At 65.3% G+C, this 25,400-nt stretch carries 22 protein-coding genes and 1 pseudogene; 12 read left to right on the forward strand and 11 right to left on the reverse strand.

Features of this window, described 5'->3' with window-relative positions; genetic code table 11:
- Positions 1 to 61 precede the first annotated feature (61 nt).
- Entirely contained in the window at positions 62 to 973 is a 912-nt protein-coding gene (locus A3CW_RS0115780; protein WP_028204438.1) for a LysR family transcriptional regulator, read from the reverse strand.
- Positions 974 to 1,055: 82 nt separating this feature from the next.
- On the opposite strand from A3CW_RS0115780, the gene A3CW_RS0115785 reads away from it, so the two are divergent.
- On the forward strand, positions 1,056 to 1,982 hold the full coding sequence (locus tag A3CW_RS0115785; RefSeq protein ID WP_028204439.1) for a carbon-nitrogen hydrolase family protein: 927 nt from the start codon (positions 1,056 to 1,058) through the stop codon (positions 1,980 to 1,982).
- A 26-nt stretch (positions 1,983 to 2,008) separates the two neighbouring features.
- Here the strand turns inward: A3CW_RS0115785 and ehuR are convergent, their stop codons facing one another.
- Positions 2,009 to 3,466: a MocR-like ectoine utilization transcription factor EhuR gene (gene ehuR / locus A3CW_RS0115790; RefSeq protein WP_028204440.1), complete on the reverse strand. Its 1,458-nt coding sequence runs from the start codon at positions 3,464 to 3,466 to the stop codon at positions 2,009 to 2,011.
- Between the two features lie 251 nt (positions 3,467 to 3,717).
- On the opposite strand from ehuR, the gene A3CW_RS0115795 reads away from it, so the two are divergent.
- From A3CW_RS0115795 to A3CW_RS0115810, 4 genes are all read left to right on the forward strand, one after another.
- The gene (locus tag A3CW_RS0115795) at positions 3,718 to 4,848 is read left to right on the forward strand and encodes a mandelate racemase/muconate lactonizing enzyme family protein (RefSeq protein ID WP_028204441.1); all 1,131 of its coding nucleotides are present in this window, start codon (positions 3,718 to 3,720) and stop codon (positions 4,846 to 4,848) included.
- 82 nt (positions 4,849 to 4,930) lie between these two features.
- Positions 4,931 to 5,971, forward strand: a complete 1,041-nt coding sequence (locus tag A3CW_RS0115800; RefSeq protein WP_028204442.1) for an ABC transporter substrate-binding protein — start codon at positions 4,931 to 4,933, stop codon at positions 5,969 to 5,971.
- 81 nt (positions 5,972 to 6,052) lie between these two features.
- Complete coding sequence (locus tag A3CW_RS0115805) at positions 6,053 to 7,189, forward strand: porin (protein ID WP_028204443.1); 1,137 nt, start codon at positions 6,053 to 6,055, stop codon at positions 7,187 to 7,189.
- A gap of 81 nt (positions 7,190 to 7,270) precedes the next feature.
- On the forward strand, positions 7,271 to 8,191 hold the full coding sequence (locus tag A3CW_RS0115810; RefSeq protein WP_028204444.1) for a LysR substrate-binding domain-containing protein: 921 nt from the start codon (positions 7,271 to 7,273) through the stop codon (positions 8,189 to 8,191).
- A 50-nt stretch (positions 8,192 to 8,241) separates the two neighbouring features.
- Here the strand turns inward: A3CW_RS0115810 and A3CW_RS50170 are convergent, their stop codons facing one another.
- From A3CW_RS50170 to A3CW_RS0115825, 3 genes are all read right to left on the reverse strand, one after another.
- Positions 8,242 to 9,363 (reverse strand): hypothetical protein, encoded by a 1,122-nt coding sequence (locus A3CW_RS50170; protein ID WP_028204445.1) that lies wholly within the window; start codon positions 9,361 to 9,363, stop codon positions 8,242 to 8,244.
- Between the two features lie 557 nt (positions 9,364 to 9,920).
- Entirely contained in the window at positions 9,921 to 11,390 is a 1,470-nt protein-coding gene (locus A3CW_RS0115820) for a metal-dependent hydrolase family protein (RefSeq protein WP_245623658.1), read from the reverse strand.
- A gap of 28 nt (positions 11,391 to 11,418) precedes the next feature.
- Positions 11,419 to 12,468 (reverse strand): AI-2E family transporter, encoded by a 1,050-nt coding sequence (locus A3CW_RS0115825; RefSeq protein WP_028204447.1) that lies wholly within the window; start codon positions 12,466 to 12,468, stop codon positions 11,419 to 11,421.
- A 310-nt stretch (positions 12,469 to 12,778) separates the two neighbouring features.
- On the opposite strand from A3CW_RS0115825, the pseudogene A3CW_RS0115830 reads away from it, so the two are divergent.
- Positions 12,779 to 13,849, forward strand: a pseudogene (locus A3CW_RS0115830) (S1C family serine protease); the annotation flags it as partial.
- 56 nt (positions 13,850 to 13,905) lie between these two features.
- On the opposite strand, the gene A3CW_RS0115835 reads toward A3CW_RS0115830, so the two are convergent.
- From A3CW_RS0115835 to A3CW_RS0115850, 4 genes are all read right to left on the reverse strand, one after another.
- Positions 13,906 to 15,318 (reverse strand): alpha/beta hydrolase, encoded by a 1,413-nt coding sequence (locus tag A3CW_RS0115835; protein ID WP_245623659.1) that lies wholly within the window; start codon positions 15,316 to 15,318, stop codon positions 13,906 to 13,908.
- A gap of 104 nt (positions 15,319 to 15,422) precedes the next feature.
- A complete protein-coding gene (locus A3CW_RS0115840; RefSeq protein WP_028204450.1) occupies positions 15,423 to 17,255 on the reverse strand; it encodes an SLC13 family permease in 1,833 nt (610 codons plus the stop codon).
- 158 nt (positions 17,256 to 17,413) lie between these two features.
- On the reverse strand, positions 17,414 to 18,523 hold the full coding sequence (locus A3CW_RS0115845) for a GGDEF domain-containing protein (RefSeq protein ID WP_028204451.1): 1,110 nt from the start codon (positions 18,521 to 18,523) through the stop codon (positions 17,414 to 17,416).
- A 167-nt stretch (positions 18,524 to 18,690) separates the two neighbouring features.
- Complete coding sequence (locus A3CW_RS0115850; RefSeq protein WP_028204452.1) at positions 18,691 to 18,981, reverse strand: hypothetical protein; 291 nt, start codon at positions 18,979 to 18,981, stop codon at positions 18,691 to 18,693.
- 584 nt (positions 18,982 to 19,565) lie between these two features.
- On the opposite strand from A3CW_RS0115850, the gene A3CW_RS0115855 reads away from it, so the two are divergent.
- The 4 genes from A3CW_RS0115855 to A3CW_RS0115870 are packed head-to-tail and all read left to right on the forward strand — an operon-like array spanning position 19,566 to position 21,616.
- Complete coding sequence (locus A3CW_RS0115855) at positions 19,566 to 19,901, forward strand: ArsR/SmtB family transcription factor (RefSeq protein WP_028204453.1); 336 nt, start codon at positions 19,566 to 19,568, stop codon at positions 19,899 to 19,901.
- On the forward strand, positions 19,898 to 20,380 hold the full coding sequence (locus tag A3CW_RS0115860; RefSeq protein ID WP_028204454.1) for an ArsI/CadI family heavy metal resistance metalloenzyme: 483 nt from the start codon (positions 19,898 to 19,900) through the stop codon (positions 20,378 to 20,380). Before A3CW_RS0115855 ends, A3CW_RS0115860 begins: the two co-directional genes overlap by 4 nt.
- A 28-nt stretch (positions 20,381 to 20,408) precedes the next feature.
- On the forward strand, positions 20,409 to 20,903 hold the full coding sequence (locus tag A3CW_RS0115865) for an arsenate reductase ArsC (RefSeq protein ID WP_028204455.1): 495 nt from the start codon (positions 20,409 to 20,411) through the stop codon (positions 20,901 to 20,903).
- Positions 20,900 to 21,616 (forward strand): aquaporin, encoded by a 717-nt coding sequence (locus tag A3CW_RS0115870; protein WP_035513062.1) that lies wholly within the window; start codon positions 20,900 to 20,902, stop codon positions 21,614 to 21,616. The genes A3CW_RS0115865 and A3CW_RS0115870 overlap by 4 nt, the downstream gene beginning before the upstream one ends.
- 120 nt (positions 21,617 to 21,736) lie before the next feature.
- Here A3CW_RS0115870 and A3CW_RS0115875 read toward each other — a convergent pair whose 3' ends face one another.
- A complete protein-coding gene (locus A3CW_RS0115875; protein ID WP_028204457.1) occupies positions 21,737 to 22,111 on the reverse strand; it encodes a BON domain-containing protein in 375 nt (124 codons plus the stop codon).
- A 471-nt stretch (positions 22,112 to 22,582) separates the two neighbouring features.
- Complete coding sequence (gcvA, locus tag A3CW_RS0115880) at positions 22,583 to 23,473, reverse strand: transcriptional regulator GcvA (protein WP_028204458.1); 891 nt, start codon at positions 23,471 to 23,473, stop codon at positions 22,583 to 22,585.
- Between the two features lie 108 nt (positions 23,474 to 23,581).
- On the opposite strand from gcvA, the gene A3CW_RS0115885 reads away from it, so the two are divergent.
- Together A3CW_RS0115885 and A3CW_RS0115890 are read left to right on the forward strand one after the other, a co-directional pair.
- The gene (locus A3CW_RS0115885; protein WP_028204459.1) at positions 23,582 to 24,424 is read left to right on the forward strand and encodes a DMT family transporter; all 843 of its coding nucleotides are present in this window, start codon (positions 23,582 to 23,584) and stop codon (positions 24,422 to 24,424) included.
- 78 nt (positions 24,425 to 24,502) lie between these two features.
- Positions 24,503 to 25,396, forward strand: a complete 894-nt coding sequence (locus A3CW_RS0115890) for an alpha/beta fold hydrolase (protein ID WP_028204460.1) — start codon at positions 24,503 to 24,505, stop codon at positions 25,394 to 25,396.
- The last annotated feature ends 4 nt before the right edge of the window (positions 25,397 to 25,400 follow it).

Consider the following 25,400-nt stretch of genomic DNA (forward strand, 5'->3'; position numbering starts at 1 on the left):
TCAATGGTTGGACGCAAATCTCATGCCCGATCATTCAACGCGATTGCGGCATGGGTGTCGATCAGTGTTTTGCCGGAAAGCACGCGATGATGGCGGCCTGGACCTTGACGATAGCGGCGTCGCGCAGCGAGCTGTTGCGCCACCCGAGTTCCACGGGATAGCGCGGCAGATCGATCGGGCACGCGAGCAGTTTCAGGCCCGCCACGCGCGCGATCGCCTCGGCCGCGTGGCGCGGAATCGTGGCGACGCTGCGCGTGCCCTTGAGCAGAAAGGGCAACGCGGCGAAATGCGTCGTAGACGCCACCACATTGCGCTTCAGGCCCCGCGCGGCGAGCCCTTCGTCGACGATCCCGACCACGCCGCCCGACGACACCAAAATGTGCCCTCTCGATACGTAGTCGCCGAGCGTCAAGCGCCGCGGCGGGCGCGCCGCGTCGTCCACGAGGCACGCATAGCTGCCCTCGCCGAGCACCCGGTGGCTCAGGCCGCGCGAAGCGAAGCCGCCCGCCGCGACGGCGAGATCCATGTCCTGATTCGCGAGCGCATCGGCGACGATCTGGCTGTGCGTCTGGCGAAAGATGATGCGCAGGCCCGGGGCGCTGGTTTCCAGCGTTTCGATGATGCGCCGGCCAATGGCCACCTCGAAGTCGTCGGAAAGCCCGATCGACACCGCGCGCCCATGAAACGTGGAGGCATCGGGCGAGGCGATCGCGAGGCTATGGCGGCAGCGGTCGAGCGCTTCGCTGATCACGGGCTTAAGTTCCTGCGCGCGCGAGGTCGGCGCGAGCCCGCGTCCGGTGCGCACGAACAGCGTGTCGGCATAGAGCGCGCGCAGACGCCTGAGCGCCGCGCTCACGGCCGACTGCGTCATGTCGAGGCGAATCGCGGCGCGGCTCGCCCCGCCCTCTTCGAACAGCGCCTCGAATATTTTCAGCAGATTCAGGTCCACGCGGGCGATATCAAAATGGTTCATATCACATAGTATCGATATACGTTCTCGCGATTTTATCGCCGTGGAAAGATGTGAGCTGTCCAACCTTTGAGAGCACGCCATCATGGCCAAGTCGAAAGTCGCCGCGCTGCAGATCGGTTCGTCCGCCGCCGGCAAAGCGCAAACGCTGGAACAGATTCTCTCGTTCGAAGCGCAGATCCGCGCCTCGGGCGCGCAGCTCGTTGTCATGCCCGAGGCGTTGCTCGGCGGTTACCCGAAGGGAGAAATATTCGGCACGCGCCTCGGCTACCGCCTGCCCGAAGGCCGCGAAGCGTTCGCGCGCTACTACGAGAACGCGGTCGACGTGCCCGGCGCGGAAACCGAAGCGCTCGCGGAGCTTGCGACGCGTTGCGGCGCGTCGCTCGTGATCGGCGTGATCGAGCGCGACGGCAGCACGCTCTTTTGCACCGCGCTGTTCTTCAATCCGGGCGAGGGGCTCGTGGCGAAGCATCGCAAGCTCATGCCAACCGGTACGGAACGGCTCATCTGGGGGCAGGGCGACGGCTCGACGCTGCCCACCGTTCGCACGGAATCCGGCGTCGCGGGCGCAGCAATCTGCTGGGAAAACCACATGCCGCTGTTGCGCACGGCGATGTACGCGAAGGGCGTGCAGATCTGGTGCGCGCCCACCGTGGACGAGCGCGACATCTGGCAGTGTTCCATGCGCCACATCGCGCACGAAGGACGCTGCTTCGTGATCAGCGCGTGCCAGGTGCAGCCTTCGCCCGCGGCGCTCGGCGTCGAGGTGCCGGGCTGGGACGAGAATCGGCCGCTCATCAATGGCGGCAGCCTGATCGTCGGGCCGCTCGGCGACGTGCTGGCCGGCCCGCTGCGCGGTGAAACCGGACTCGTCGTGGCGGAGATCGACACCGGCGAACTCACGCGCGCCCGCTACGACTTCGACGTGGTGGGCCACTACGCGCGGCCCGATGTGTTCGCGCTCTCGGTCGATGAACGGCGCAAGCGCACGGTCTCGTTCATCGCGGAGTAGCGCCGAACGAGGTTAAAGGGCCGCCGTCACGCCGAATAGAGCCCTTCCGGCCCGTTGCGCAGCGTGCGCGCCAGCAGCTCGAGCCCTTCTCGCAGCGCCTCGTGGCTGCGCGCGCCGCCGAGGCTCAAGCGCACCGCGTGCGGCGCCGACCCGCGGCCGATCACGAAGCTGTCCGCCGTTTTCGCGAGCACGCCGGCCTGACGCAGCGCCGCCGAAAATTCGGCGGCGCGCCAGGGCTCGGCGAGCGGCAGCCAGAGATGCGGGCTCGCCGGATCGGTGCGATACGTCCAGTCCGCCAGCACCTCGGCGGCGATCGCATGGCGCGCGTCCACCTGCGCACGCTGCTGCGCGACGAGCCGATCGACCTCGCCATCGACGATCCAGCGCGCCGCGATCTCCGCGGCGAGCGGCGACGTCATCCAGCAGTCGCTGCGTATCACCGCGAGGATCTTGCCGACCCAGTCCTGCGGCGCCTGCACATAGCCCACGCGGAGGCCCGGCGCGACCGCCTTCGAAAGGCTGCTGATGACGATGCCGTGCTCGGGCAGCCGCGCGGCGAGCGGCGTGGGCAGCGCATCGAGCAACGCGGCGGGCACGAGGTCCTCGATCACGACGAGGTGATGGCGCACGGCAATCTCGGCGATCATCGCGCGGCGCGCTTCGGAGAGCGTCGCCGTGGTCGGGTTGTGCAGCGTCGGCACGCAAAAGAGCGCGCGCGGCGCGAGCAGCCCGCACGCGCGCTCGAGCGCGGCGGGCACGATGCCTTCCTCGTCGATCTCGATGCCGACGAGATTCAGCCGCAACTGCCGCGCGAGTGCGACGATGCCCGGATAGCTCAACGCCTCGGCGAAGATCGTGTCGCCTGGCCGCAGCACCGCGCGCAACACACAGGCAAGCCCGTGCTGCGCGCCCTGGGTCACCAGCACACGCTCGGCGGCCACCGTGCAGCCCATGCGCGCGAGCCAGCGCGCCCCCGCTTCGCGGTGCGAGCGGCGCCCGCCTTCGGGCTGATAAAGCAGTAGTTCGCCCGCGAGGCGCTCGTCGGCGGCGAGTTCGCGCAAGGTCTGGGTCAACAGGAAGGCTTCGTCGGTCGGCATCGGCACGTTCTGGCCGAGATCGATCAGGCGTCCCGGCGCATGGACGCCCGGCGCCCCCGGCGCCCCCGGCGTGATCGTCGCAGCCCGCTCGCTGGATTCGGGCGCGGGGCGCGTACGGTCCTGGATGCGCGCCCCGTCGGCGTCGGGCTCGGCCACATAGGTGCCGTCGCCCACGCGCGCCACCACGAGGCCGCCGCGCTCCAGCTCCGCATAGGCGCGGCTCACCGTGCCGGTCGTGACGTTGAGCTTCTTCGCCAGCAGCCGGTGCGCGGGCAGCTTTTCTCCGGGCAGCATCTGCCCGCCGTGAATGGCCTGCGAATAGGCCTGGGCGATCGCCCGGTACTTGGGTTCGCTGCTGCGCGAGAGCGTGGGCATCCAGCCATTCATGGTTTTCCCGAAGGAGACAAGCACGCCGCGGCACGGCACGACGGCTGCGTCATTATCGCGCCCAATTCGCGGAAATGAAGGCTGTCATTTACTTCAATTGACTTCATTGAGTGCACGAAATTGACCCTCTAGGATGCCGTAACGCCTGACAAGGCCAAGGAGACAATCGCCCGCCCCACGGCGCGCGGCATGCGTATCTTCAGACGTAAACCACGCAATGCTGCGCACCCCAAGGCGGCGCCCCACGCGCCATGACGAACCGCATCGCACGCATCACCATGAGCCGGCACCAGCTGCCGCTCGACCCACCGTTCCCCGCCTCGTGGGACAGTCGTCCGCGGCGCGCCTTCCCGGCGACGATCGTGCGCGTGGAAGACGACGAAGGCCGCGTGGGCATCGGCTCCGGCGACGCGATGTACGGCTTCGACGACTACCGCGATCTCTTCATCGGCGCCGACCCGCTCGACCTCGCGCGGCACTCGGCGGTGCTCGAAAACCTCAGCTTCCACGCGGGACGCCTCTGGCCGCTCGACGTCGCGCTCTGGGACCTCGCCGGGAAAATTCGCGGCGAGCCGTGCTGGCAAATGGCCGGCGGCCGTGCGAAGCGCGTACGTGCTTATGCGTCCTCGGGCGTGCATCGCACGCTCGAAGGCATGGCGCAGTGGGCCGAGCATGCCGTCGCGCGCGGCTTCCCGGCGCTCAAGGTGCGCTTCGGCCGCCCGACCCTCGCCGACGATCTCGCCGCGCTCGCCGCCGTACGCGAAGCCGCGGGCGAGAACATCGAACTGATGGTCGATTGCAACCAGGGCTGGCGCATGCCGTGGGACACCCAGGCGCCCTGGCGCGCCGACGAAGCGCTCGCCGTGATTCGCCAGATCGAAAAGCATCGCGTGTACTGGGTCGAGGAGCCGCTGCATCGCGGCGACTACGCGGGCCACGCGCAGTTGCGCAAGCAAACGCAAGTGCGGATCGCAGGCGGCGAGATGACGCGCGACGCGCACGAATTCGCGGCGCTCCTCGCGCATGACTGCCTCGACGTCTACCAACCCGATGTCGTCTGCACGCTCGGCATGGAGGGCGCGCGGCGTCTCGCGGCGCAAATCGAGGCGCACGGCAAGGTGTTCACGCCGCATACGTGGGGCAACGGCATTGGCCTCGCGGCGAACCTGCATGTCGTAGCCGGCGCTGCGCACGCGCCGTTCGTCGAGTTTCCGTACGACCCGCCCGAGTGGACGCCGGCGCGGCGCGACTTCCCGATCAAGCACGTGATCGACATCGACGCGAATGGCTGGATCGAGCTAAGCGATGCGCCCGGCCTTGGCATCGAACTCGACGAAGCCATGCTCGCTGCGACACGCGCACACGACAGCCGTTACGACTAAAGCCTCATTGGGCCGCAGCACGCATGAGATGCCAGCCCCATCTGAAGCATTCCGAAACATTTCAATAAAACGGAGACACACTATGAACCGCCTGACCACCCTCCTGCGCGCAGCCTGCCTGGCAGCGCCGCTCGCCCTCGCCGCGTTGCCGGCGCACGCCGCCAGCACCTGGTGCGGCGCAGGCAAGCCCGTGCGCTTCGCGGGCGTCACATGGGAAAGCGGCAACTTCACGAGCGAAGTGCTGCGCTACATCCTCAAGAACGGCTATAGCTGCCAGACCGACACCGTACCCGGTAGCACGGCGGCCACCGAAACGGCGCTCTCGCGCAACGACCTGCAGGTCTGGTCCGAGCAATGGACGGGCCGCTCGGAGATCATCGCAGGCGCGGTCAAGGCGGGTTCAGTCAAGCTCGTGGGCGACACGCTGCCGGGCGGCACGAAGGAAGGCTGGTACGTGCCCGACTACGTGGTGCACGGCGACGCGAAGCGCGGCATCAAGGCCAGCGCGCCCGACCTGCAGTCCGTGAGCGATCTGCCGAAATACAAGGGGCTGTTCGTGGACGACGAGGAACCGGATCGCGGCCGCTTCCTCAATTGCCCCTCCGGCTGGGACTGCGAACGCGTGAATACGCGCTTGCTCAAGCTGCTCAAGCTCGACGACACCTACACGAACTTCCGCCCCGGCACGGGCGCGGCGCTCGACGCGGCCATCTCCTCGGCCTACGCGCGCGGCAAGCCGATTCTCACCTACTACTGGGAGCCGGCCGCGCTGATGGCGAAGTACAAGTTCGTTCAGCTCAAGATGCCGCCGTTCAACGAAGCGTGCTGGAAGACGCTGCGCGATGCCAGCAGCGCACAGCCATGCGCCTCGTCGTATCTGGTCTCGCAGCTGAAGATCGGCGTTTCGACACCGTTCTATCAGGCCGAGCCCGACGTGATGGCGTTCTTCTCGAAGGTGAGCTTCCCTATCGAGTTCCTTAACACGACGATTCTCGACATGACCGAGCATAAGGTCGACGCCCAGGACGAAGCGCTCAAGTTCCTCAAGCAGCACCCCGAGATGTGGAAGACCTGGGTGCCCGCAGATGTCGCGCAGAAGGTGCAGAAGTCGCTCGGCGCGTAAGTGCGATGCGCCGCGTGAGATAAACGATTCCAACGAGAAAAGACGAGCCGCGCAACGCGGCTCCATGATAAGGAGACTTAAATGAAGAAGAAGATCCTTGCGGCGCTGCCACTGGCGCTCGCCGCAGCGGGCGCGCACGCGCAAAGCAGCGTGACGCTGTATGGCCTTATCGACCTCGGCGTGGACTACGCCAGCAATGTGGCGAACGGCGCGAACGGCCAACTCGTGCCGGGCACCGGCAGCAAGCTCGTGCAGATGCAAAGCGGCGTGCCCGCCGGCAGCCGCTGGGGCCTGCGCGGCACCGAAGACCTGGGCGGCGGCTACGCCGCGATCTTCCGGCTCGAAAGCGGCTTCAACGCGGCGACGGGCGGGTTGGGCGGCGGTCTCGCGTTTTCGCGTAACGCCTACGTCGGCTTCAAGTCGGACCAATACGGCCAGGTTACCTTCGGCAAACAATGGGACGCCACCGTCGATCTGATCGAGCCGTATTCGCTCAACGGCAACTACGGCGGCTGGTATTTCGCACACCCGAACGACATGGACAACCTCGACAACGGGTTCCCGGTCAACAACGCCGTGAAATACGTGAGCCCGGTGCTCGCCGGCTTCCAGTTCGAAGGCCACTATTCGTTCGGCGGCCAGGCGGGCCAGTTCTCGAACAACGCCTCGTACAGCGCGGCGGCGGCCTACACGCTCGGCTCGTTCAGCGCGGGCGTGGGCTACTTGCGCGTGAACGACCCGATCACCGCGGTGGCCGGTTATGGCAGCGGCGGCAGCTTCGTGAACGCTATCTTCGGCGACGCGCTCGCCAACGCGCGCTACCAGGGCATCCTCTCCGCCGGCGCGTCGTATGTGATCGGCAGCCTCAAGCTGATGACGAACTACTCGAACGTGGACTTCGCCTCGGCCACCGGCAGCGGCGACCTGCACTTCCAGAACTTCGAAGTGGCCGGCACCTATGCCGTGACGCCCGCCTTCACCGTGGGCGCGGGCTACACCTACACGGTGGGGCAGGACCACGCCACCGACAGCTCGCCGAAGTACCACCAGGTCAACCTGATCGGCCAGTACGCGCTGTCCAAGCGCACGTCGCTCTATGCAATGGGCGTGTACCAGCACGCGGCGGGCTCGGCGGAAAATGCGCAGATCACGGGCTTCAACCCCTCGGGCACCGACAACCAGGCCGTCGCCCGCGTGGGGATCACGCACGCGTTCTGACGTTTTTCACGCAGTCCTTATTACTGAAAACGCGCCGGCGCGAGTGAAAATGCGCCGGCGCTTCTGCATCGCGAGGCTTGCATGCGCCGCCTACCCTCTTTATCGGCACTGCGTTCATTCGAGGAGGCGAGCCGCACGCTCAGCTTCACCAGGGCAGCGCAGAACCTGCACGTGACCCAGGGGGCGATCAGCCGCCAGATTCGCCTGCTCGAAGACTATCTCGGCACGCCGCTCTTCATGCGGCATCATCACCGGCTCGAAATCACGGCCGCGGGCAAGCGTCTGCTGCCAACGCTGCAGGCCGCGTTCGACAGCATCGCCCATACGCTCGACACGATCCGCGCCGATCCGTCGAACAGCCTGCTCAGCCTGAACGCCGCGCCCACGCTCGCCACGCGCTGGCTCACGCCGCGCCTGCGCGATTTCCAGGTGCACCACCCCGACTTGCGCATCTCCATCACCAACGAATACGGGCCGCTGCACGGCACGGAGCGCAACGAAGATTGCCAGATCCGCTTCGGCATGGAACCGCTGCCGGGCGGCCAGAGCACGCTGCTCATGCGCGAGCGCCACGTGCTGGTCGGCTCGGCGCGCGAGTTCAGCCAACCGGCCGCCGATCAAGACGCGCTGCGCGAGATCCTGGCGCAGCACCCGTGGCTCTATATCCTCGATATCGACCGGCGCCTGCTGGTCTGGGAAGCGTGGCTCGAAGCCGCGGCGCTCGACGTGCAGATGGCGCCGCGTGGAGAACTGGAGTTCAGCACGCTCGATCAGGTGATCCACGCGGCAGTGGCCGGTCTGGGCATTGCCGTTGCCGACCGGCACATGATCGCGCCCGAACTCGAGAACGGCACACTCGTGCAGCTGAGCGAGGTCGAAGTGGTGGGACCTTCGGGATACTGGCTCGACGTGCGGCCCGAAGTGCAAGAGACACTACGCGTGCGCAACTTCAGCAACTGGCTGGTCGGGCACCACAGTGAACAGGGCAGCCAGCAACGCTAGCGCGGGTGCATGACTGGCGTCACGCACCCGCGTCTGCGCTTTGGACATCGTCAGTTGGGATCGATCGGCGGACCCGGCGGACCCGAGTCCACCTGCCTCATCGTGGCCGCAGGGGGACCCGCGCCCTGTGCCATGTTGCGCGCGCCCTGTGCCGCGATGGAGCGCGAGAGGATCTCCCGTGCTTCGCCGCTCGACGAATCGACGGTCAGTGCATGCCCCGCGTTATGCCAGGCGCACACCCACCGCCCATCGCGTGCGCAAAGCCGCGCATAGCCGAGCAACGAATCGCGCTGATCTTCGCGCGACGTCAATTCGGCCTGCATTTGCAGTGCGGAGCCGTTGCCAGGCTGTTCCGCGAGCGCGGAATTGATGGCGCTGCGCGCGGGCCCAAGGCTGTTCTTGTCGAGACTCGCGCGCGCGCTCGCCAGTTTTCTCGAGACGTCGGCGCGCGAATCGGCCGCGGCCTTCGCTGCGGCTACCTTCTCTGCGTTGGCCTTCGCGGCGGCGACCTTGTCCGCGTTGGCCTTCTCCGCCTTGACCTTCGCTGCCGCTAGCGCGCGCTCTTCGGCAGCGCTCTTTCGCGCGGCAACGCTCGGCGACTGCGCTTGAGCGGGCGTCGGCTGGGGCGGTGCGACATGGGCCACCACGGGCGGCGGCGCTGTATTAACAGGAGGCGGCTTCACGCTGGCGACCGGAGGCGGCGGCACACTGGCAACGGGAGCAGATGGCGCGTTGGCAACCGGAGGCGGCAACTGCGCGACGGCTACGGACGGCGCGCTGCGCACCGTGTGCGGCTTCGTATCGTGCGCGGTCGATGTGGCCTTGGGTCCGAGGATCGCACCCTCCACGATCTGCGCGCCCAGCGTCGGCTCCCGCTCGGTCCGGTGCGAAATCATGTACGCAGTCAGCAGGAACGCGATCGACACCACGCTGCCAATCGCATAGAAAGGCAACCACGAGCGTTGCGCCCGAGGCGCTTCATCGCGCAACTCGTAATCGCTGTCGCGCGGTGCGCCGCCACTGAAACTGAATGCAGGAGGTGCAGAAGGGTTCCACTCCCTGCGCGCATGGCGCGCGAAGCCATCGTGCCATTCGGGCGCGGCGGACTCGCTTGCCGGCGACATGCGCGGGCCAGAGGAAGGCTGCTTCGCGCCGCACTGAGGGCAGATCATCAGTGGCGCATTAAAACCGGTCCCGCAGTATGGACATCCCCACGGACCAGACTTTGTTCGGCCAGGTTCGTTGAACATTGCAGGCATGGAAGCTTTGACAGGATGGTTTCGGGTTTGCTACCGGCGGCTGGTGCGCGTCGCAGCGGTGGCAACCAGGTGGCTCGGATTCGAAGTATTCGCTGTAGTCCCTACTGTATTTCGCGGATCGTTGGACGGTTGTAACAAATAGTCGTTTTGAATATGGGCTACTTCGCCACGAAGTTCAACCGGCATAATCGGCCAGATGGCGGATAGGGACAGGCGGGATTTCGACCCCCGCTGGGGGTTCTCCGGGCGTGCCATGATGGCTGCGCCGCGCAGGCAAATGGGCCCGGTTGATGCGTCCCCGCGCCGTGACATCTTGATACAGAAATCGTGTGGCTGACTGTGGCTGATACGCCATGAGCGCAGCGTTCGGAATGCCTGCGCGGGCTATTTGGCCCTCGATTTGCGTGCCAAATCGCGACCGCGACGCCTTGGTTTTTTTAAGGGCTTTGGTGACGCCGCGCCCCGCAGCGTCACGCCTTCAACGCGTCCTTGTAAACACGGCCATCCTTCATGATCAGGCTCAGGTTCTGATCCGGGTTGGCCAGCAGCGTCATGTCCTGGAGCGGGTCGCCCGCCACAATCAGCAGGTCCGCGTACGCGCCCTCTTCCAGCACGCCAAGCTTGTGCGGATACGGATTGCGCTCGCCCGCCAGCGCGAGCAACTGCCCGTTCGTGGCAGTGGCCATGCGCAACGCCTCGGCATTCGAGTACCAGCGCGTCATGTGCCCGAGCATCGTGCCCTGGCGCGTGGCCAGCACCTGCGAAAAAATCAGGTCCGTGCCGAACGCCACCTTGAGCCCATGCTTGCGCGCGAGCTTGTACATGTTGTCGGTCCCGGCTGTCACCTCGAGAAACTTCTCGCGGCTCGACGGCGCCAACGGCGCAACATCCTCTTCGCTGGTAAACGGTTGCGTGCTCAACCATGTGCCGTTCTTCGCGAGAGCTTCGGCAGTCCGGTCGTCGATGAGGTGCCCGTGCTCGACGCATTGCGCGCCGGCAGCAACCGAGCGCTTCACCGATTCCGGCGTGTAGGCGTGCACGGCCACATAAGTGCCCCAGTCGGACGCCGTTTCCACCGCGGCTTTTATTTGCGGCTCGGTGAACGTGAGCATGTCGATCGGACTGCGCGGCGTGGAGACGCCGCCGCAACCCACGATCTTGATCTGCGTGGCGCCGAGCATGAACTGCTCGCGCACACGCAGGCGCACTTCGTCGGCCGAGTCGGCAATGGCGGCGGCGCCGGTTCGTTCGATCTCGCTGATCTGGCTGCTCGTGCGCGGCACGTCGGTCAGCAGACGAAAGTCCCCGTGGCCGCCCGTCGTGGTGATCATCGCGCCGCAGGGGTAAATGCGCGGGCCGCTCAGCATGCCGGCGTCGATGGCCTGCTTCAGGGCGAAAGCGGGACCGCCTACGTCGCGAATGGTCGTGAATCCGCGCAAGAGCGTGCGCTGGGCCTCCGCGCCCGCGGCCAGGTAGACGAAACTCAGGTCGGACTGGAGGATGGTCGCGATCGGGACCGCAGCGAGAAGCGAATGCCAGTGCATGTCGATGAGGCCCGGCATCATCACCTTGCCGCCGCAGTCGATCACGCGCCCGCCCGACGCGTTCTGCGCGTCAGGCGAGCCCCGACGCAGCTGCGAGATGCGGCTGCCGTCGACGACGAGGTACATGCCGTCCTGCAGCGCCGCGGACTTGCCGTCGAACAGGCGAAAGTTCGTGAACGTAGTGGGCTGGGCGGGAGCGGCCGCGCCGGGCTGCTGCGCGCTGCTGAACTCGGGCAGCACCGCGCTCAACAGGGATGCGCCCATGCCGATCATGAAGCCGCGCCGGGCAAGATCGGCGCTGATGCGGCGACCGGCGAACTCCGCGAGCGCCTTGTCGCCCAGGCACGCGGAGACTGGGCCGATTGCGTTGCCGCGGCGATTGATTCTGGAAGCCATAGATCACCTGTGAAAGTAAGTCACGCATTTATTCCGCATGCCTAACTACATCGTCCTTCGTCAACAGCAGCGCCAGCGGCCGTGTGGAGCTGAACGCAGAGAAGATGATCGTGAGCGCCACGGTTCCCGGCACGGCGAGAAATGCGCCGGGAATGCCCCAGATCGCCGTCCATGCTGCGAGGCTCATGAGGATGACCGCGGGGCTCAGGTTCAGCGAACCCGCCATCAACCACGGGTCGAGCACGTTGCCCATCACGAAGTTGATCGCCGAAAGCGCAATGAGCAACGTGATTGCCTCGTTCCACTGGCCGAATTGCAGCGCGGCGAGCAAGGCGGGAAGCGCCACGGAAATGAGCGACCCCGCATACGGCACGAAGTTGAGCAGCACGATGAGCACGGCGAGGAGCGGCGCGAACTCCAGCCCGACCAGATGCATGCAGATCCAGCTGAGAATGCCGAGCACCACGCCGAGCAGCGCTTTCAACGCCAGATACGTGCCGATCTTCGCATTGATGGCGTCGATCACGGGTTCCATGTCGGCCTTGCCGCGCATGACCGCAGAGAGCTTGCGGCGGAACCGCCCCATCTCGACCATGAAGAACGCTGTGTACAGCAGCACGACGAGCGTCGTGGCCATGAGCGAAGAGAGCGAGCCGAGGAGCGAGGTGAGCAGCGACTGGACGTTGACGGTCCCGAGCAGTTCGCGGCGGAAGGCCGTCCACGAAGCCTCGGTTTCCAGATGAAACAGCGCGGCGATTTTCGTGAGCAACGCGAGCAGCGTGGCTTCGTACTTCGGCGCCACGGCGAGCATGCGGTCAGTGTCGGACAGCAGCAGTTCGGTCGCGAGCCACGCGGCCACGAGTATCAGGACGGCGGCGCTCCAGTAGCGCACGCCCGCGCGAATGCGCGTGCCCACGTGGGGCACGCGGCGCAGGATTTCGGCGAGCCCGTAGATCACATACGACGTAATGATCGCGAATGCGATCGGCACCAGCACCGGGCGCCCGATATACAGCACCCACCCCGTGATGACGGCGATGACGACCACGCAGGTGAACGTGACGAGATCCTGTTTCATGGAGATGCTTTGGATGACGAACCACGTTGCGGTGGTGAGACGTTTGCAAGCCATCAACGTCCCGCCGCGTTTATCCGGCCCTCAATAAAACGTCTTCGGGGCGCGATCGGTGCCACTTCGCAAGACTAGCCGCTTTGACGAAGACGTGCGCGCTGGCTGGCGAGGAATCCGAACAACCGCGCCCCAGATTTTCGTTGCGCGCACATCGACTCCTCGAGCGGTCAAAAGATCTCGCCTTCGTTTAAGTCACGTTTAAGCAGCAAAAAGTACCTTACGCGCACCTTCACCAACCTCTTCGAAGACCATAGCAATGAGTACCATCAAATATCGGCGCCGGGGCCTGATCGCCGGTGTAGCGGTGGCGCTTGCCGGCGCCTGGGTCGTCAGCCACGAGCACGCCAGCGCTGACGAAAGCGGCATCACGAAAACGACGTTGTCGGCACCCGTGCCGAAGACAGACGATGTCAAGGGCACGGCGCCGAACTTCTCGGCGATCGTCACGCAGTACGGCCCGGCTGTGGTCCATGTCGAAGTCGTCAAGGAAAACCCGGACTCCGAAGACGGCCATTCGGGCGCCCTGGGATCGGGCTTCATCGTGAGCCAGGATGGCTACATCCTCACGAACAACCACGTCGTCGAAGGCGCGGACGACGTGACGGTCAAGCTCACCGACGGCCGCAAGTTCCCCGCGCGCGTGATCGGCACCGACAAGGCGGGCGACGTGGCCGTGCTGAAAATCGCCGGCACGGGCTTCCCCACGGTGAAAATCGGCAATCCGGCGAACAGCAAGGTGGGCGACTGGGTCGTCGCGATCGGCTCGCCCTATGGTCTCGACAACACCGTGACCTCGGGCATCATCAGCGCGAAGTCGCGCCAGCTCTCGGAAGATAGCCCGACGCACCTCATCCAGACCGACGTGCCCGTCAACCCGGGCAATTCGGGCGGCCCGCTCTTCAACCTGAACGGCGAAGTCATCGGCATCAATTCGATGATCTATTCGCGCACCGGCGGCTTCCAGGGCCTCTCGTTCGCGATTCCGATCGACGAAGCCATGCACATGAAGGATCAGATCGTGCAGGGCGGCGGCCACGGCAACGGCACCACGCTGGCCCGCAATGCGCACCCGCGTCTCGGCGTGGCCGTGCGCGCGCTCAGCGGCGACGAAGCGCAGCAAGTCGGCGTGGACGGCGGCGTGCTCGTCGTGAAAGCGGGTGGTCCGGCAAAGGCGGCTGGCATCAGCGCGGGCGACGTGATCATCGCGGTCAACGGCATCGAGGTGGACAACGTCGAGCAGCTGCAAAGCATGATCGCGCGGGCACGCAGCAACGTGTCGATCATCGTGGCCCGCGACGGCGAGCAAATGACCGCGCAGGTCGAGCTCGCGCCGCGCGCCTGATCCCTGGCAGGGTGCGGGCCTGGCGTGCGCTCGTCGCGCGATCACGGCCCGTGGCTCGCCAGGTAGTCGATACGCTCGACGATGTAGTCGTAGAACGGGTTCCACGAAAGCCGCGTGAGGAGCCCCGCCCCCACGATCAGCGCCCCGGTTTCGCCGCGTACGGACTGGGCGCCCAGATGGATGCCCAGGTCGTCGTTGGGATCGGGGTTGCGGCCGTACAGCGAATCGGTCACCGGAAACGGCAAGGCCACGTGTGAAAGCGAATAGACATCGAGCGGATAGTCGAGCCCCGTGGGTTCGACTTTCGCCGTTGTCTCGTTCGGCGCCGTACTCTCTTCGACCACGTGCGGCGAGGTGGCGGAGGCGTTGGTGAGCACCGTGAGACGGTAACGCAGCGGCGGCACGGGCGAGATTCGGCGCAGCGCGTCACGCATCGAAGCGCGCAGCAGCGGGCTCCATTGCGCCGTGCGATTGATGTCGAACAGCACGAGTTCGCTGCCGTTGGCAGGCAGTTGCGCATACAGCGAACTGACGATCGCGCTCGTGCTCACCGTGAAGTCGAGCACGGACTGGAACGTGAGCGTGGGCGGCAGCGCCGCCAGTTTGCCGTTGCGCGCCGCGTCCGCCACTTCCTGCTGGATCTTGCGCGTGACCCGCCACGACTGGCGTGCGCCGTTCACCGGAAACGAGTTGTACTTGAACGGATTGAATTCCGGCACGATGTCGAGCCACGCGGCTTTCGCAAACGCCGGCAGGATCGCAGGCAGCGCCGCGAGCCCCGCAAAGCGCGCGAAGCGCGTAATGCCGATCATCGGCGAAAGCAGGATCAGGCGATCCGCTTTCGGCAGGCTCGGGTCGTCCAACGCCTCGAGCGAGTATTGCAGTGCGAGCGCGCCGCCGTTCGAAAAACCCACGATATGCAACGGCGCAGGCGCCGGCACGAGGCGCCGCGCTTCGCGCACGGCGAGGCGCGTGGCCGCCTCCCAGTCTTCCGCCGTCACTTCAGTCAGCCCCGAGGGCACGGTGCCGTGCCCCGGCATGCGCACCGCCACCACGGCGAAGCCATCCTGCTGATAGCGCTGCGCGATGTGCCGCAGGCTATAGGGAGAATCGGTCAACCCATGCAGCATCACGGCCACGCCGCGCGGCGCGCCCTCGGGCATGAGCGTGTACGAGCGGTTCCAGTTCGTGCGAAAGTGCCCGGGATAGATCGGGCTGCCCGAGAAATAACGATTGGCGGGAATGCGTTCGTCTGCCGGCAGCTTGTCGGTCACGTTTTTCTTCACTGAGTCGAACAGGCGGTTCTCGTTGGCGATGTATTCCTCCCATGTCGCCTGATCGATTTCGTGCGCGTGCATGTCTTCCGGCACATAGGTGTGCCACAGGCTCAACGGCGCCTTGCGCTGCGCGTCGTAGAACCGCACGCCGGCAATGCACACGAATGCGATCAGCACGAAAAGGGAAATCCGCTTGATCCAGCGAAGGACCCACGCTCTCGTCAACAAATTCGCCATGTCCGGTCAATACCTCGCGAACGGGTGGCCGGTCTTTCCTCGCGCTAGCGCGGGAAAACCGGCCAGATAAGCGGTACCAGCATTACGGTGATCACGAGCGCCCCGAGGGCAGCCGGCGAGCCCACCTTGAAAAATTCCCGGAACCGATAACCGCCGGCCGTGCTGACGAGCGCATTCACCGGCGTCGAGATCGGCGACATATAGGCCGCCGACGCGGCAACCGCGGTCGTCATCGCGAACGGATACGGCGATGCATGCAGGTGCGCCGCCATCGCGAGCACCACGGGCGCCATCAGCACCGCCGTCGCCGTGCCGGAAATCACCGTGCCGATCACGAGCGTGAGCAGGAAAACGGCGCCCAGCAAGCCATGCGCCCCCCAGTTGCCGGCCACGTGCAGTACGGCGTCGGCGGCAATGTCGATGCCGCCCGTGCGCTGCAGCGCGATGGAAAACGGCAGCATGCCCACGATCAGCACGAGGCTGCGCCAGTGAATCGCGCGATAAGCGCTGTCGAGGCTCACGCACCCGGACGCGCCCATGAGCAGACACCCGATCAGGCCCGCGAGCACGTTCGGCACGCGCGGCGTGAGCATCATCGCGATGACGAGCGCCATGATGGCGAGGGCGTGCAGCGCCTTGTGCGGCACCGGCACGTAGGCGTCGCTTTCGACCGGCATGGCGAGACACACGATGTCGCGCTCCACAGACTGCATCGAGAAGATGTCGATCCACGGCCCGACCACCAGCAGCGTGTCGCCCACTTTGAGCTGCGTGGCCTGCAGATCCTGCTCGAGCGCGGCGTCGGCGCGGCGCAGGCCCACGACCGTCACGCCGTGCCGGCGCAACGCGGCGGAACTGCGCGCGACGTTGCCCACGAGCGACGAGTCCGGCGGCACGATGACTTCGGCCATGCCCACATCGTGGGTCTGGTCGGTGAAGTATGCGCCCGACATGCGGCGCATCGCGAGCGCATGGCGCGCGCAAAACGCCTCCACGTCGAAACTTGCGGACTCCACGTCGAGCAGCAGCACGTCGCCGGCCGCGATGCTGCTGTCCGCGGTCGCGGGCAGCACCGTCGCGCCCATGCGCGCGCGTCGCTCGATCGCGACGACGTGCGCCACGGGGTCGTCGTCGAGCCCGGTGTGCCCGAGCGTCTGCCCCACGAGCGGCGAATCCGCGCCGACCTCCAGGCGAAAGGCGCGCCCTTCGAGCGAATAGCGCGCGACCCAGTCGTTCAGCGACGGACGCGTGGTCGCCTCCGCGCCACCCGTGCCGTTCAGAAAGCGCCTGGCGAACAGCATCCAGCCGATGCTCGCGGCGAGAATCGGCACGCCCAGCGGCGTGATGGCGAAGAAACTGAAGGGCCGGTAGCCGCGATAGACGAGCGCGCTGTTGATGACGAGATTCGGCGTCGTGGCGACGAGCGTGAGCATGCCGCTCGTGAGCGCAGCCATGCTGACCGGCATGAGCATGCGTGCGCGCGACACGCCCGACTGGCGTGCGATGCGGATGACGATGGGAATGAAGATCGCGACAACGGCCGTCGAGCTCATGACCGAGCCCATGACGCCGACGATGGCCATGATCAGCACGACGAGGCGGCGCTCGTTGGAGCCGCCGCGCTCGATCAGGTAGTCGCCCACGCGCTGGGCGATGCCCGTGCGCGCGAGTCCGTCGCCGAGCACGAAGAGGGCCGCGATGAGAACGATGTTCGGGTCCGAGAAGCCGGCCAGCGCCTCGTTGACCGTGACGATGCCCGAGAGCGACAGCGCGACGATCATGATGAGCGCCACCGCGTCCGAGCGGGGCCGGCCGATCAGGAACATCGCGATCGCGCAGGCCAGACAGGCAACGGTCATCAAGAGGTCGGTAGACACGATTTCGCTTTGCCTGCTCAACGGGCCTGGGAAACCACTGCTACCGCAAATAGTGCCGGATTTTGAAAACTTACGTTTCAGCGCGGCCTTGGGTCAATCTCACGCGTCAAGCCCGCGGCGCCGCCGTTTGACTGCAACGTTTGTGAACGTCGATGCCCTCACGCCTCCAGCAGCGAAACGCGGTTGCGCCCCTGGTGCTTGGCCCGGTACATGGCCTGATCGGCCTGGTCGAGCAGCGCGCGCGCCAGCGCTTCGGGACTCGCGGCGCCGGTGTTCGTCTCGCTGTTCAGCCGATACGCCGCCACACCGATCGACACGCTGAGCGCAATGCGCTTGCCCTCGTCGTCGAGCACTTCGAGCGCCTCGACTGCAATCCGGATGCGCTCCGCAACGGCCAGCGCGTCGGGCAGCTCGCACATCAGCAACGCGACGAACTCTTCGCCGCCGTAGCGCGACACCGTGTCCCCCACGCGCACCTGCTGCTTCAGGCAGGTGCCGATGGCGCCCAGCGCGAGGTCGCCCGTTGCGTGGCCGTGTGTGTCGTTGATCTGCTTGAAATGATCGATGTCGATGAAGAGGCACGACATGGGCGCCGCGTGCGAACTCGCGCGCCGGATCTCGTGATGCAGGCGCTCGTCGAAATAGCGGCGGTTCGACAGGCCCGTGAGCGGGTCGGTCACGCCGGTCTTGCGCAGATGCTCGCGGTGAGCGACGTTGTCGAGACTCGCCGCCGCAACGCGGCTGAAGCGCGCGAGCAGATCGGTGCCCATGCTGGCGTCGAAGCGCGTGGCGTCATCGCTCGCGAGGCACAGATAGCCGAGCAGCTGGGTGCGGTTCAGGAGCGGCAACACGATCGCGCTGCCGATAGCGGTCCGCGCGTCGAAGAAGGTCTCGCTCACCGCGGGCTCGAGATCGCACAGTTCGCTCACACGGCCAAGCCACGGCTGGTTTCCCGCGCACAGGCGCGCCAGCGCGAGGCCGCCCTGGAGCCCGGATCGCAGGTTCGCTTCGAGGTCGGCGCGCCCGCAGTCGGATTCGAGCAGGTCGCGCAGCAGCGGCGTGCGCACGTCGAGCCAGAGGCCGGCGGATGCCAGCCGGAACACCTCAGGCAGATAAACGAATATCCCTTCGAGAAAGGCGCACCAGTCGTGCGCGCCGATCAGGCGCAGTTCCACGTCCTGGAACGACTTCGATGCGCGCTCGTTCCGCTGGACGGTTTCGATTAGCGCAGCAAGATCCAGTGAAGGCTGAGTCCCGGGATGTGTCACGATGCATCGAGAATATTCCGAAGCCTGCTATTACGGCAGCTTGGGGACAGACTTGAGCGTCGAACGGCGACACCCGCGCGCCGGCGGCCTGTTCCGGCGGGGTCAGGGCAAAAGAAAAGACCGCTGTCCGTGAGGGCAGCGGTCTTGCTTACGGAAACAGCCTGCTGTTATTTGGCCGGAGATGCCGTACTCGGGGTCGCCAGCGTGTTGTTGCCACCATACGCGGGGGTGACCGACGTTGCGCTATTGTTCGCGCTCGAGTTCGGCGACGCGGCGCTCATGCCGCTGTCCGAGGTGGTGGCGCCTGGCGTGCCGTAGCCGCTCGTTGCATTGTTATTGGCAGCGGCGGGCGACGCAACGCCCGGGGTTGCCAGCGTATTGTTGCTCTGTGCATACGCACCGCCAGACAGCATGAGTGCGGCGACGGCCGCGATCAATGTGCTGATTGACTTGTTCATGATTCGCTCCTCCTTTGATTGGACTGGAATTCCGGCATAAACCACCCGCGATATTTCTCATTGGGTGGTCGTTATGCGCGGCTCGCGGCGATCAAAATCGCGTAACTGTTCGCAGTGGTGCAAATAAAGCAAACCCCTGCCAGTTGATAACAAGTTTAGGAAAGTAATCGCGGATAATTAAGCGCATTGTGCGCAACGATTTATTTCGTTTTTTGGCAATTACCCGTAATGGCGTAATGGATTTCTCGGCCTCGAATCCGGGCGCTGCGCGGTTCGATATGCGGTTCGGCGATTTGACCTGGCATTTGCGAAAATGCTTATTTTGGCGCCCTGATTGAAATCCAGCTCAACGATTTACACCGCATTTCGCGAGACTACGTTTCGCGTCCCTATTTCGGAAAATCGCTCGCCTTCATCGCGGTATACATAATCGCCATGCGCTATTTTCGTTGCATGCGCATCGAGGTGGGTTCACCTCCGCGTTGACCTAGCAAGGGGCTTGGCGCGGCGCGGCTGCCGAAAATTTTCACGTCCAGCACGCGATCTCCTTGCCTATCTTTCCATATTTCGACTATTATCGAAACATGGAAACGAACCAGACCATCGCCGCCCTGGCGGCACTCGCGCACGAGTCCAGGCTCGCGATCTTTCGCGCCCTCGTTCAGGCAGGCCCCGAAGGCATGCCCGCTGGCCAGATCGCCACCCTGCTCGACGTGCCCCCGTCGTCGCTCTCCTTCCATCTGAAGGAGCTGTCTCACGCGCAACTCGTCACGAGCCGCCAGGAAGGCCGGTTCGTTTTCTACTGCGCGAACTTCGCGACGATGAGCGGCCTGCTGGCCTACCTCACCGAGAACTGTTGTGGCGGCAATCCCTGTTCGCCGGTATCAATGTGTTCACCCTCCACGGAGAAGCAGTCATGAAGCGCTTTCACATTCACGTCGCCGTTGCGGATCTCGCATCGAGCATCCGTTTCTACTCGGCGTTGTTTGCGGCTGAACCGACCGTCGTGAAAAGCGACTACGCAAAGTGGATGCTCGAGGACCCGCGCGTCAATTTCGCAATCTCGCACCGCGGCGCCGCACCCGGCCTGGATCACCTGGGCGTGCAGGTCGAGAACGAAGCCGAGCTGGCCGAAATGCATGCGCGGCTGGAAAGCGCAGCATTGCCGGTGGACACGCAGATGGATACCGCATGCTGCTACGCGAAGTCGAACAAATACTGGAGCGTCGATCCGCAGGGCATCGCATGGGAGTCGTATCACACGCTCAATGAAATCCCGGTGTTCGGCGAGTCGCGCAATACGCCGACGAGCGCACCGGCCCCCGACGTTTCCGCGTGCTGCGCGCCGTCGTCGGGCAAGCCGGTTGGCGTTCCGGTCAAGTCTTCGGCGTGCTGCTGAGCGCCGCGCACGATCCGGCGGAAAAGCCATGACGACCAATGTATTGATCCTGTGCACGCACAACTCCGCTCGCAGCGTACTGGGCGAAGCCATGTTGAATCACCTCGCTTCGAAGGCCGGCAAGGACGTGCGGGCGTTCAGCGCGGGCAGCGCGCCGGGCGGACGCCTGAACCCCTTCGCCGTCGAGTCGCTCACGCGCGCGGGTATCGACGTGAGCGGCTACCGCAGCAAAAGCTGGGATGAGTTTGCCGGCAGCCATGCGCCTGTCATGCGAATTGTCATTACCGTCTGCGACAGTGCCGCCGCCGAGGCGTGTCCGTATTGGCCGGGCAGTCCTGTCAAGATCCACTGGGGCTACCCGGATCCTTCTGTTGCGCCCGGTGGCGATGAAGGCAAGCGCGTCGCGTTCGAACTCACCCGTCAGGCGATCGGTTATCGCATGCTGCAACTCCTTGCACTGCCGCTCGACTCGATGAGCGACGAGGAGCTTCAGCAGGCGCTGACCGCGATCTCCGAATCATGACCGCAGTCACGGGTCTTGGGCGCAAGGTCCTGGCCGAGTTGATCGGCACGGCCTTGCTGCTCGCAGTCGTCATTGGCTCCGGCATCATGGCGCAGCGGCTTGCCGGTGGCAATGTGGCGATCGCGCTGCTCGCCAACACGCTGGCAACCGTGGGCGGACTGTATGTGCTGATCGAGGTGTTTGGGCCCTTGAGCGGTGCGCATTTCAATCCCGCCGTCAGCGCCGTCATGGTGCTGCACGGCGAACTGCATGCTCAGGCATTGCTGCCGTACATCGCCGCGCAACTCGTCGGTGCGCTGCTGGGTGCCTGGCTCGGGCACGCCATGTTCGATCTGCCCATCGTCGAGCTTTCGAGCAAGGTGCGCACAGGCACCGGACAATGGATTGCCGAGGCCGTGGCGACCGCCGGTTTGCTCCTCGTGATCCTGCGCGCGCCGGGCGAACGCGCCTCGATCATGGTGGCTGCGTACATTGGCGCCGCATACTGGTTCACGTCATCGACATCGTTTGCGAACCCGGCCGCAGCGTTCGGACGCATGTTCAGCGACACTTTTGCGGGCATTGCGCCATCCAGCGTACCCGCCTTCGTCATTGCCCAACTGATTGGCGCAGCGACAGGCCTCGCGCTGCATACAGCCTTCGAACCGCGCAAGCTACGCGTCGGCCACCCGAACCTGGTCGAGTCGTCTGGCGAACACGGCGACGTTCGCTAGTGCGCGCATGCTGCTCAGCCGGCGCTTCGCGAGATGACGCATTCAAGATGATCCCGGAGACCTGTCTCCGGGCTTTAGCGCATGCGCCCGGCTGGGCGCAAGGCCATAGTGGGAGGATGATCAGGACTCGTTCGGACGCAGCGTCAGCGCGTTCTTGACCGACGTTACGCCTTGCACGCCCGTGGCGACTTCGGTGGCGTGTTCGATCTGCGACTGCTCCGGCACCGAGCCCTGCAGGACGATGGCGCCTTCACGCGCGCGCACGGTGATCCTGGCAACATCGATCTTCTTGTCCTTGGCGAGAGCGGTGCGGACCTTACGGCTGAGCGCGCGATTAGCGGCCTTGGCCTGCTTCGATTGCGCCTTCGACGGGGCTGCCTGTTGCTCGGCTGCGGCAGTCGCACCGCTAGCCGCGTCGCCCTGCGCATAGGCGTGCAAAGACGCGGCCACGAGAGCCGTCGCCGCGGCCAGCTTGAATACCTGAATAGCCTTCATGGAATTTCTCCTGTTGTCACAGTCTTGTTGTGGGCCCACGAACGGGCCAGTGCACTACACCATTCACGACTAAGCATTCGCGCGCCAGCAACGGCGCTCGACGCGATGCCGCATTTTTCGGCGACATCGCATCCATTCGCGCGAGCGCGCGGCAGATTATAAGAATGAAAGGAACGGCACAGGTCGGAGAAAATGCGGCCGAATCATTAGCTTGATATCGATCCCATCCTGAAGTAGGAGGACCGTTCGTGACCATGGACTCATGGTCACATCGCCCGCGCCGCCAACTGGGTCCGTCAACGATCGAGCGGCTTCGACGCGCTTTTTCGCGGCTGGGTGAGAAATGGAGCGCAAATCCAGTCGCACATACGCGGAAATAATCTGCCAGGCGTCGCATTATTGCGACGCCGATTCTGCCGTGGGATCAGCGCGACAACCGGCTTCCTCTTGCAGCGTGCGGCGCAACTGCGTTCATGAACCCACACCCTCGCGCTCGAGCCATGAACGCAACAACGCGACCCATTCATCGCCGGACTTCTCATCCGCCACGTAAATGCAATAGCTGCGCGACGGCAGACGTGGACCGGCGAACGGTGCAACGAGCCGGCCAGCGGCGAGATCGTCGGCGACCAGCGCGGTGGGTCCCATCGCGATGCCGATTCCGTCGATGGCAGCCTGCAAGGTCAGAAAGAAGTGGTCGAAGGTCAAAGCGGCTGCCGGCCTCAGGTCGGGAATCTGCGCGCTAGCCAGCCAGTCGGGCCAGAGCCGCGGAAGACTCGAGGTGTGCAGCAACGTGTGTTCTCGCAAGTCGGCTGGCGAGCGAAGCGGCATGCGCTGTAGAAGCGTAGGACTACAGACCGGCAGCCGCTCCTCGGACAAGAACGGCCGCATCGAATAGCCGTAGAAGGTGTCCGGGCCACCCCGGATGACGAGGTCATAGTCGTCCTTCAGACTCTCCAGCGGCTCGTTCGACGTCTCCACCTTGACGTCGATGTCGGGATGCCCGGCGCGGAACGTCGCCAGCCTCGGCACCAGCCAGCGCAGCGTGAATGTCGCGGGCGCATTCACGGCCAGGGTTCGGGAGACCGTTTGCGGCACGCCATATCTCGCGGTTGCCTGCGAGAGCTGTTCGAACAACGGGCCGATTTCCGCCAGATAGCTTTTCGCCGCCGGTGTCAGCTCCACGCGGCGGTTGTGCCGCTCGAAGAGCGACGCGCCAAGCCATTCCTCCAGCAAGCGCACGTGCTGGCTCACCGCACCGGGCGTCACGTGCAGTTCCGCGGCGGCGTCCTTGAAGCTGCCAAGCCGGCCCGCAGCCTCGAAGGCTCGCAGGGCATTGAGTGGAGGCAATACCGGTTTCATTCGAGAGAGCTTAACTAACGCGAACGCCCAATTTATCTGGTTTGTTGCCCCGTCACAAGATAGATATGCTTCTTGTTAGACCATTCCTGCAACCCTGCCCGCACCCTCATGCTCAGTTATACCGGCGGTATCGTGCTGTTCGCCGCGCTGCTCCACGCGAGCTGGAACGCGATGCTCCACGGCAACCGCGACCGGTTTTTTTCCATGGCATGGATGAGCATCGCCATCGGCGTGGTCGCGACGCTGGTCGTCCTGTCCATGCCCTGGCCGGCCCGCGCTTCGTGGCCCTACATCGTCGCGTCGGGGCTCGTGCATATTTTCTACAACGTGAGTCTCGTGCGGTCGTATCGCCGCAACGACCTGGCGCTGGCGTACCCGATCGCACGAGGCTCGTCGCCGCTGCTCGTCACGCTCGGCGCGGCGCTGTTCGCGCATGAAGCGATCGGTCCGTTGCACGGTCTCGGGATCGTGATGATTTCGGGCGGCATCATCGCGATCGCGCTGCAGGGGCGTCGCGTGTCGCGCGCAGGTGCGCTGGCCGCGCTGACGACCGGTGCAACGATCGCGCTCTACACGGTGATCGACGGCATCGGCGTGCGCCTGTCCGACGGCCAGCCGCTCAGCTACACCGCATGGATGTTCCTGTCCTATTGGGCGATGCCCGTGCTGTTCGTCGCGCGGCGCGGGCCCGCAGCACTATGGACGCCCGTGCGCGCCGAGCCGCTGTCGATCGCCTCGTCGCTGGCCGGCGGCCTCGTGTCGATCGGGGCGTATGGCATCGTGATCTGGGCGCTGCAGTCGGGCGCGATGGGCGCAATATCGGCGTTGCGCGAGACCAGCGTGGTGTTCGCGGTGCTGATCGGGCGGATGTTTTTGCGGGAAGCGGTGAGTGGAACGCGCTGGCTCGCCTGCGTGGTCGTCGCGGCCGGAGCGGTTTGTCTCGGGCTCTGAGATGATTTCACGCACGTCGTTTGCTACCCGTGCGTCATAACGCAACCGAGCACGCAACTGAACGCGAAGGAGCGCCCCATGCTTAACCATATCGAAACCGAACTGCTCGACATCGCCTATGACGAACAGGGCGATGCGAACGGATGGCCGGTCGTCCTGCTACACGGCTTTCCCTATGACATCCGCGCATACGACGAGGTGACGCGACGCCTGGTATCCCAGGGCGCCCGCGTCATCGTCCCCTACCTGCGGGGATACGGCCCAACGCGCTTTCTTTCGCCCACGACACTGCGCTCGGGCCAGCAGGCGGCGCTTGGCGCGGACCTGCTCGCGTTGCTCGATGCCCTGCGGATCGACCGCGCCATCCTCGGCGGATACGACTGGGGTGGCAGGGCGGCATGCATCGTGGCGGCGCTCTACCCGTCGAGAGCGAGGGGCCTGGTTTCGGTCAACGGCTACAACATCCAGGATATCGCTGCTGCCGCACAGCCCGCCGACCCCGAAAAGGAACACCGCATGTGGTACCAGTACTACCTGCATGGCGAGCGCGGCCGGGCCGGATTGACTGAAAAACGGCGCGCGTTCTGCCGTCTCCTGTGGTCGCTATGGTCGCCGACCTGGCGCTTCGACGACGACCTCTACGCGCGCACGGCAGCGTCGTTCGACAATCCCGATTTCGTCGACGTGGTGGTCCATTCTTACCGTCACCGTTTCGGACTGGTCGAAGGCGACCCCCGCTTCGACGACATCGAGCGACGCCTCGCCGCCACGCCGCCGATCACCGTGCCCACGATCACGCTCGATGGCGACGCGGACGGCGTCCAGCCGCCCGGGGCAAGAGAGACCAGTTCGCAGCGCTTCAGTGGACGCCATGAGAACCGCATCGTGCCGAACGCAGGCCATAACCTTCCGCAGGAGGCGCCAGAAGTGTTCGCCAAAGCGGTACTCGACATCAACGCGTGGGCCGGTTGACGCC

The sequence above is a fragment of the Paraburkholderia nodosa DSM 21604 genome, assembly GCF_000519185.1.
In the GTDB taxonomy this organism is placed as follows: Bacteria; Pseudomonadota; Gammaproteobacteria; order Burkholderiales; family Burkholderiaceae; genus Paraburkholderia; species Paraburkholderia nodosa.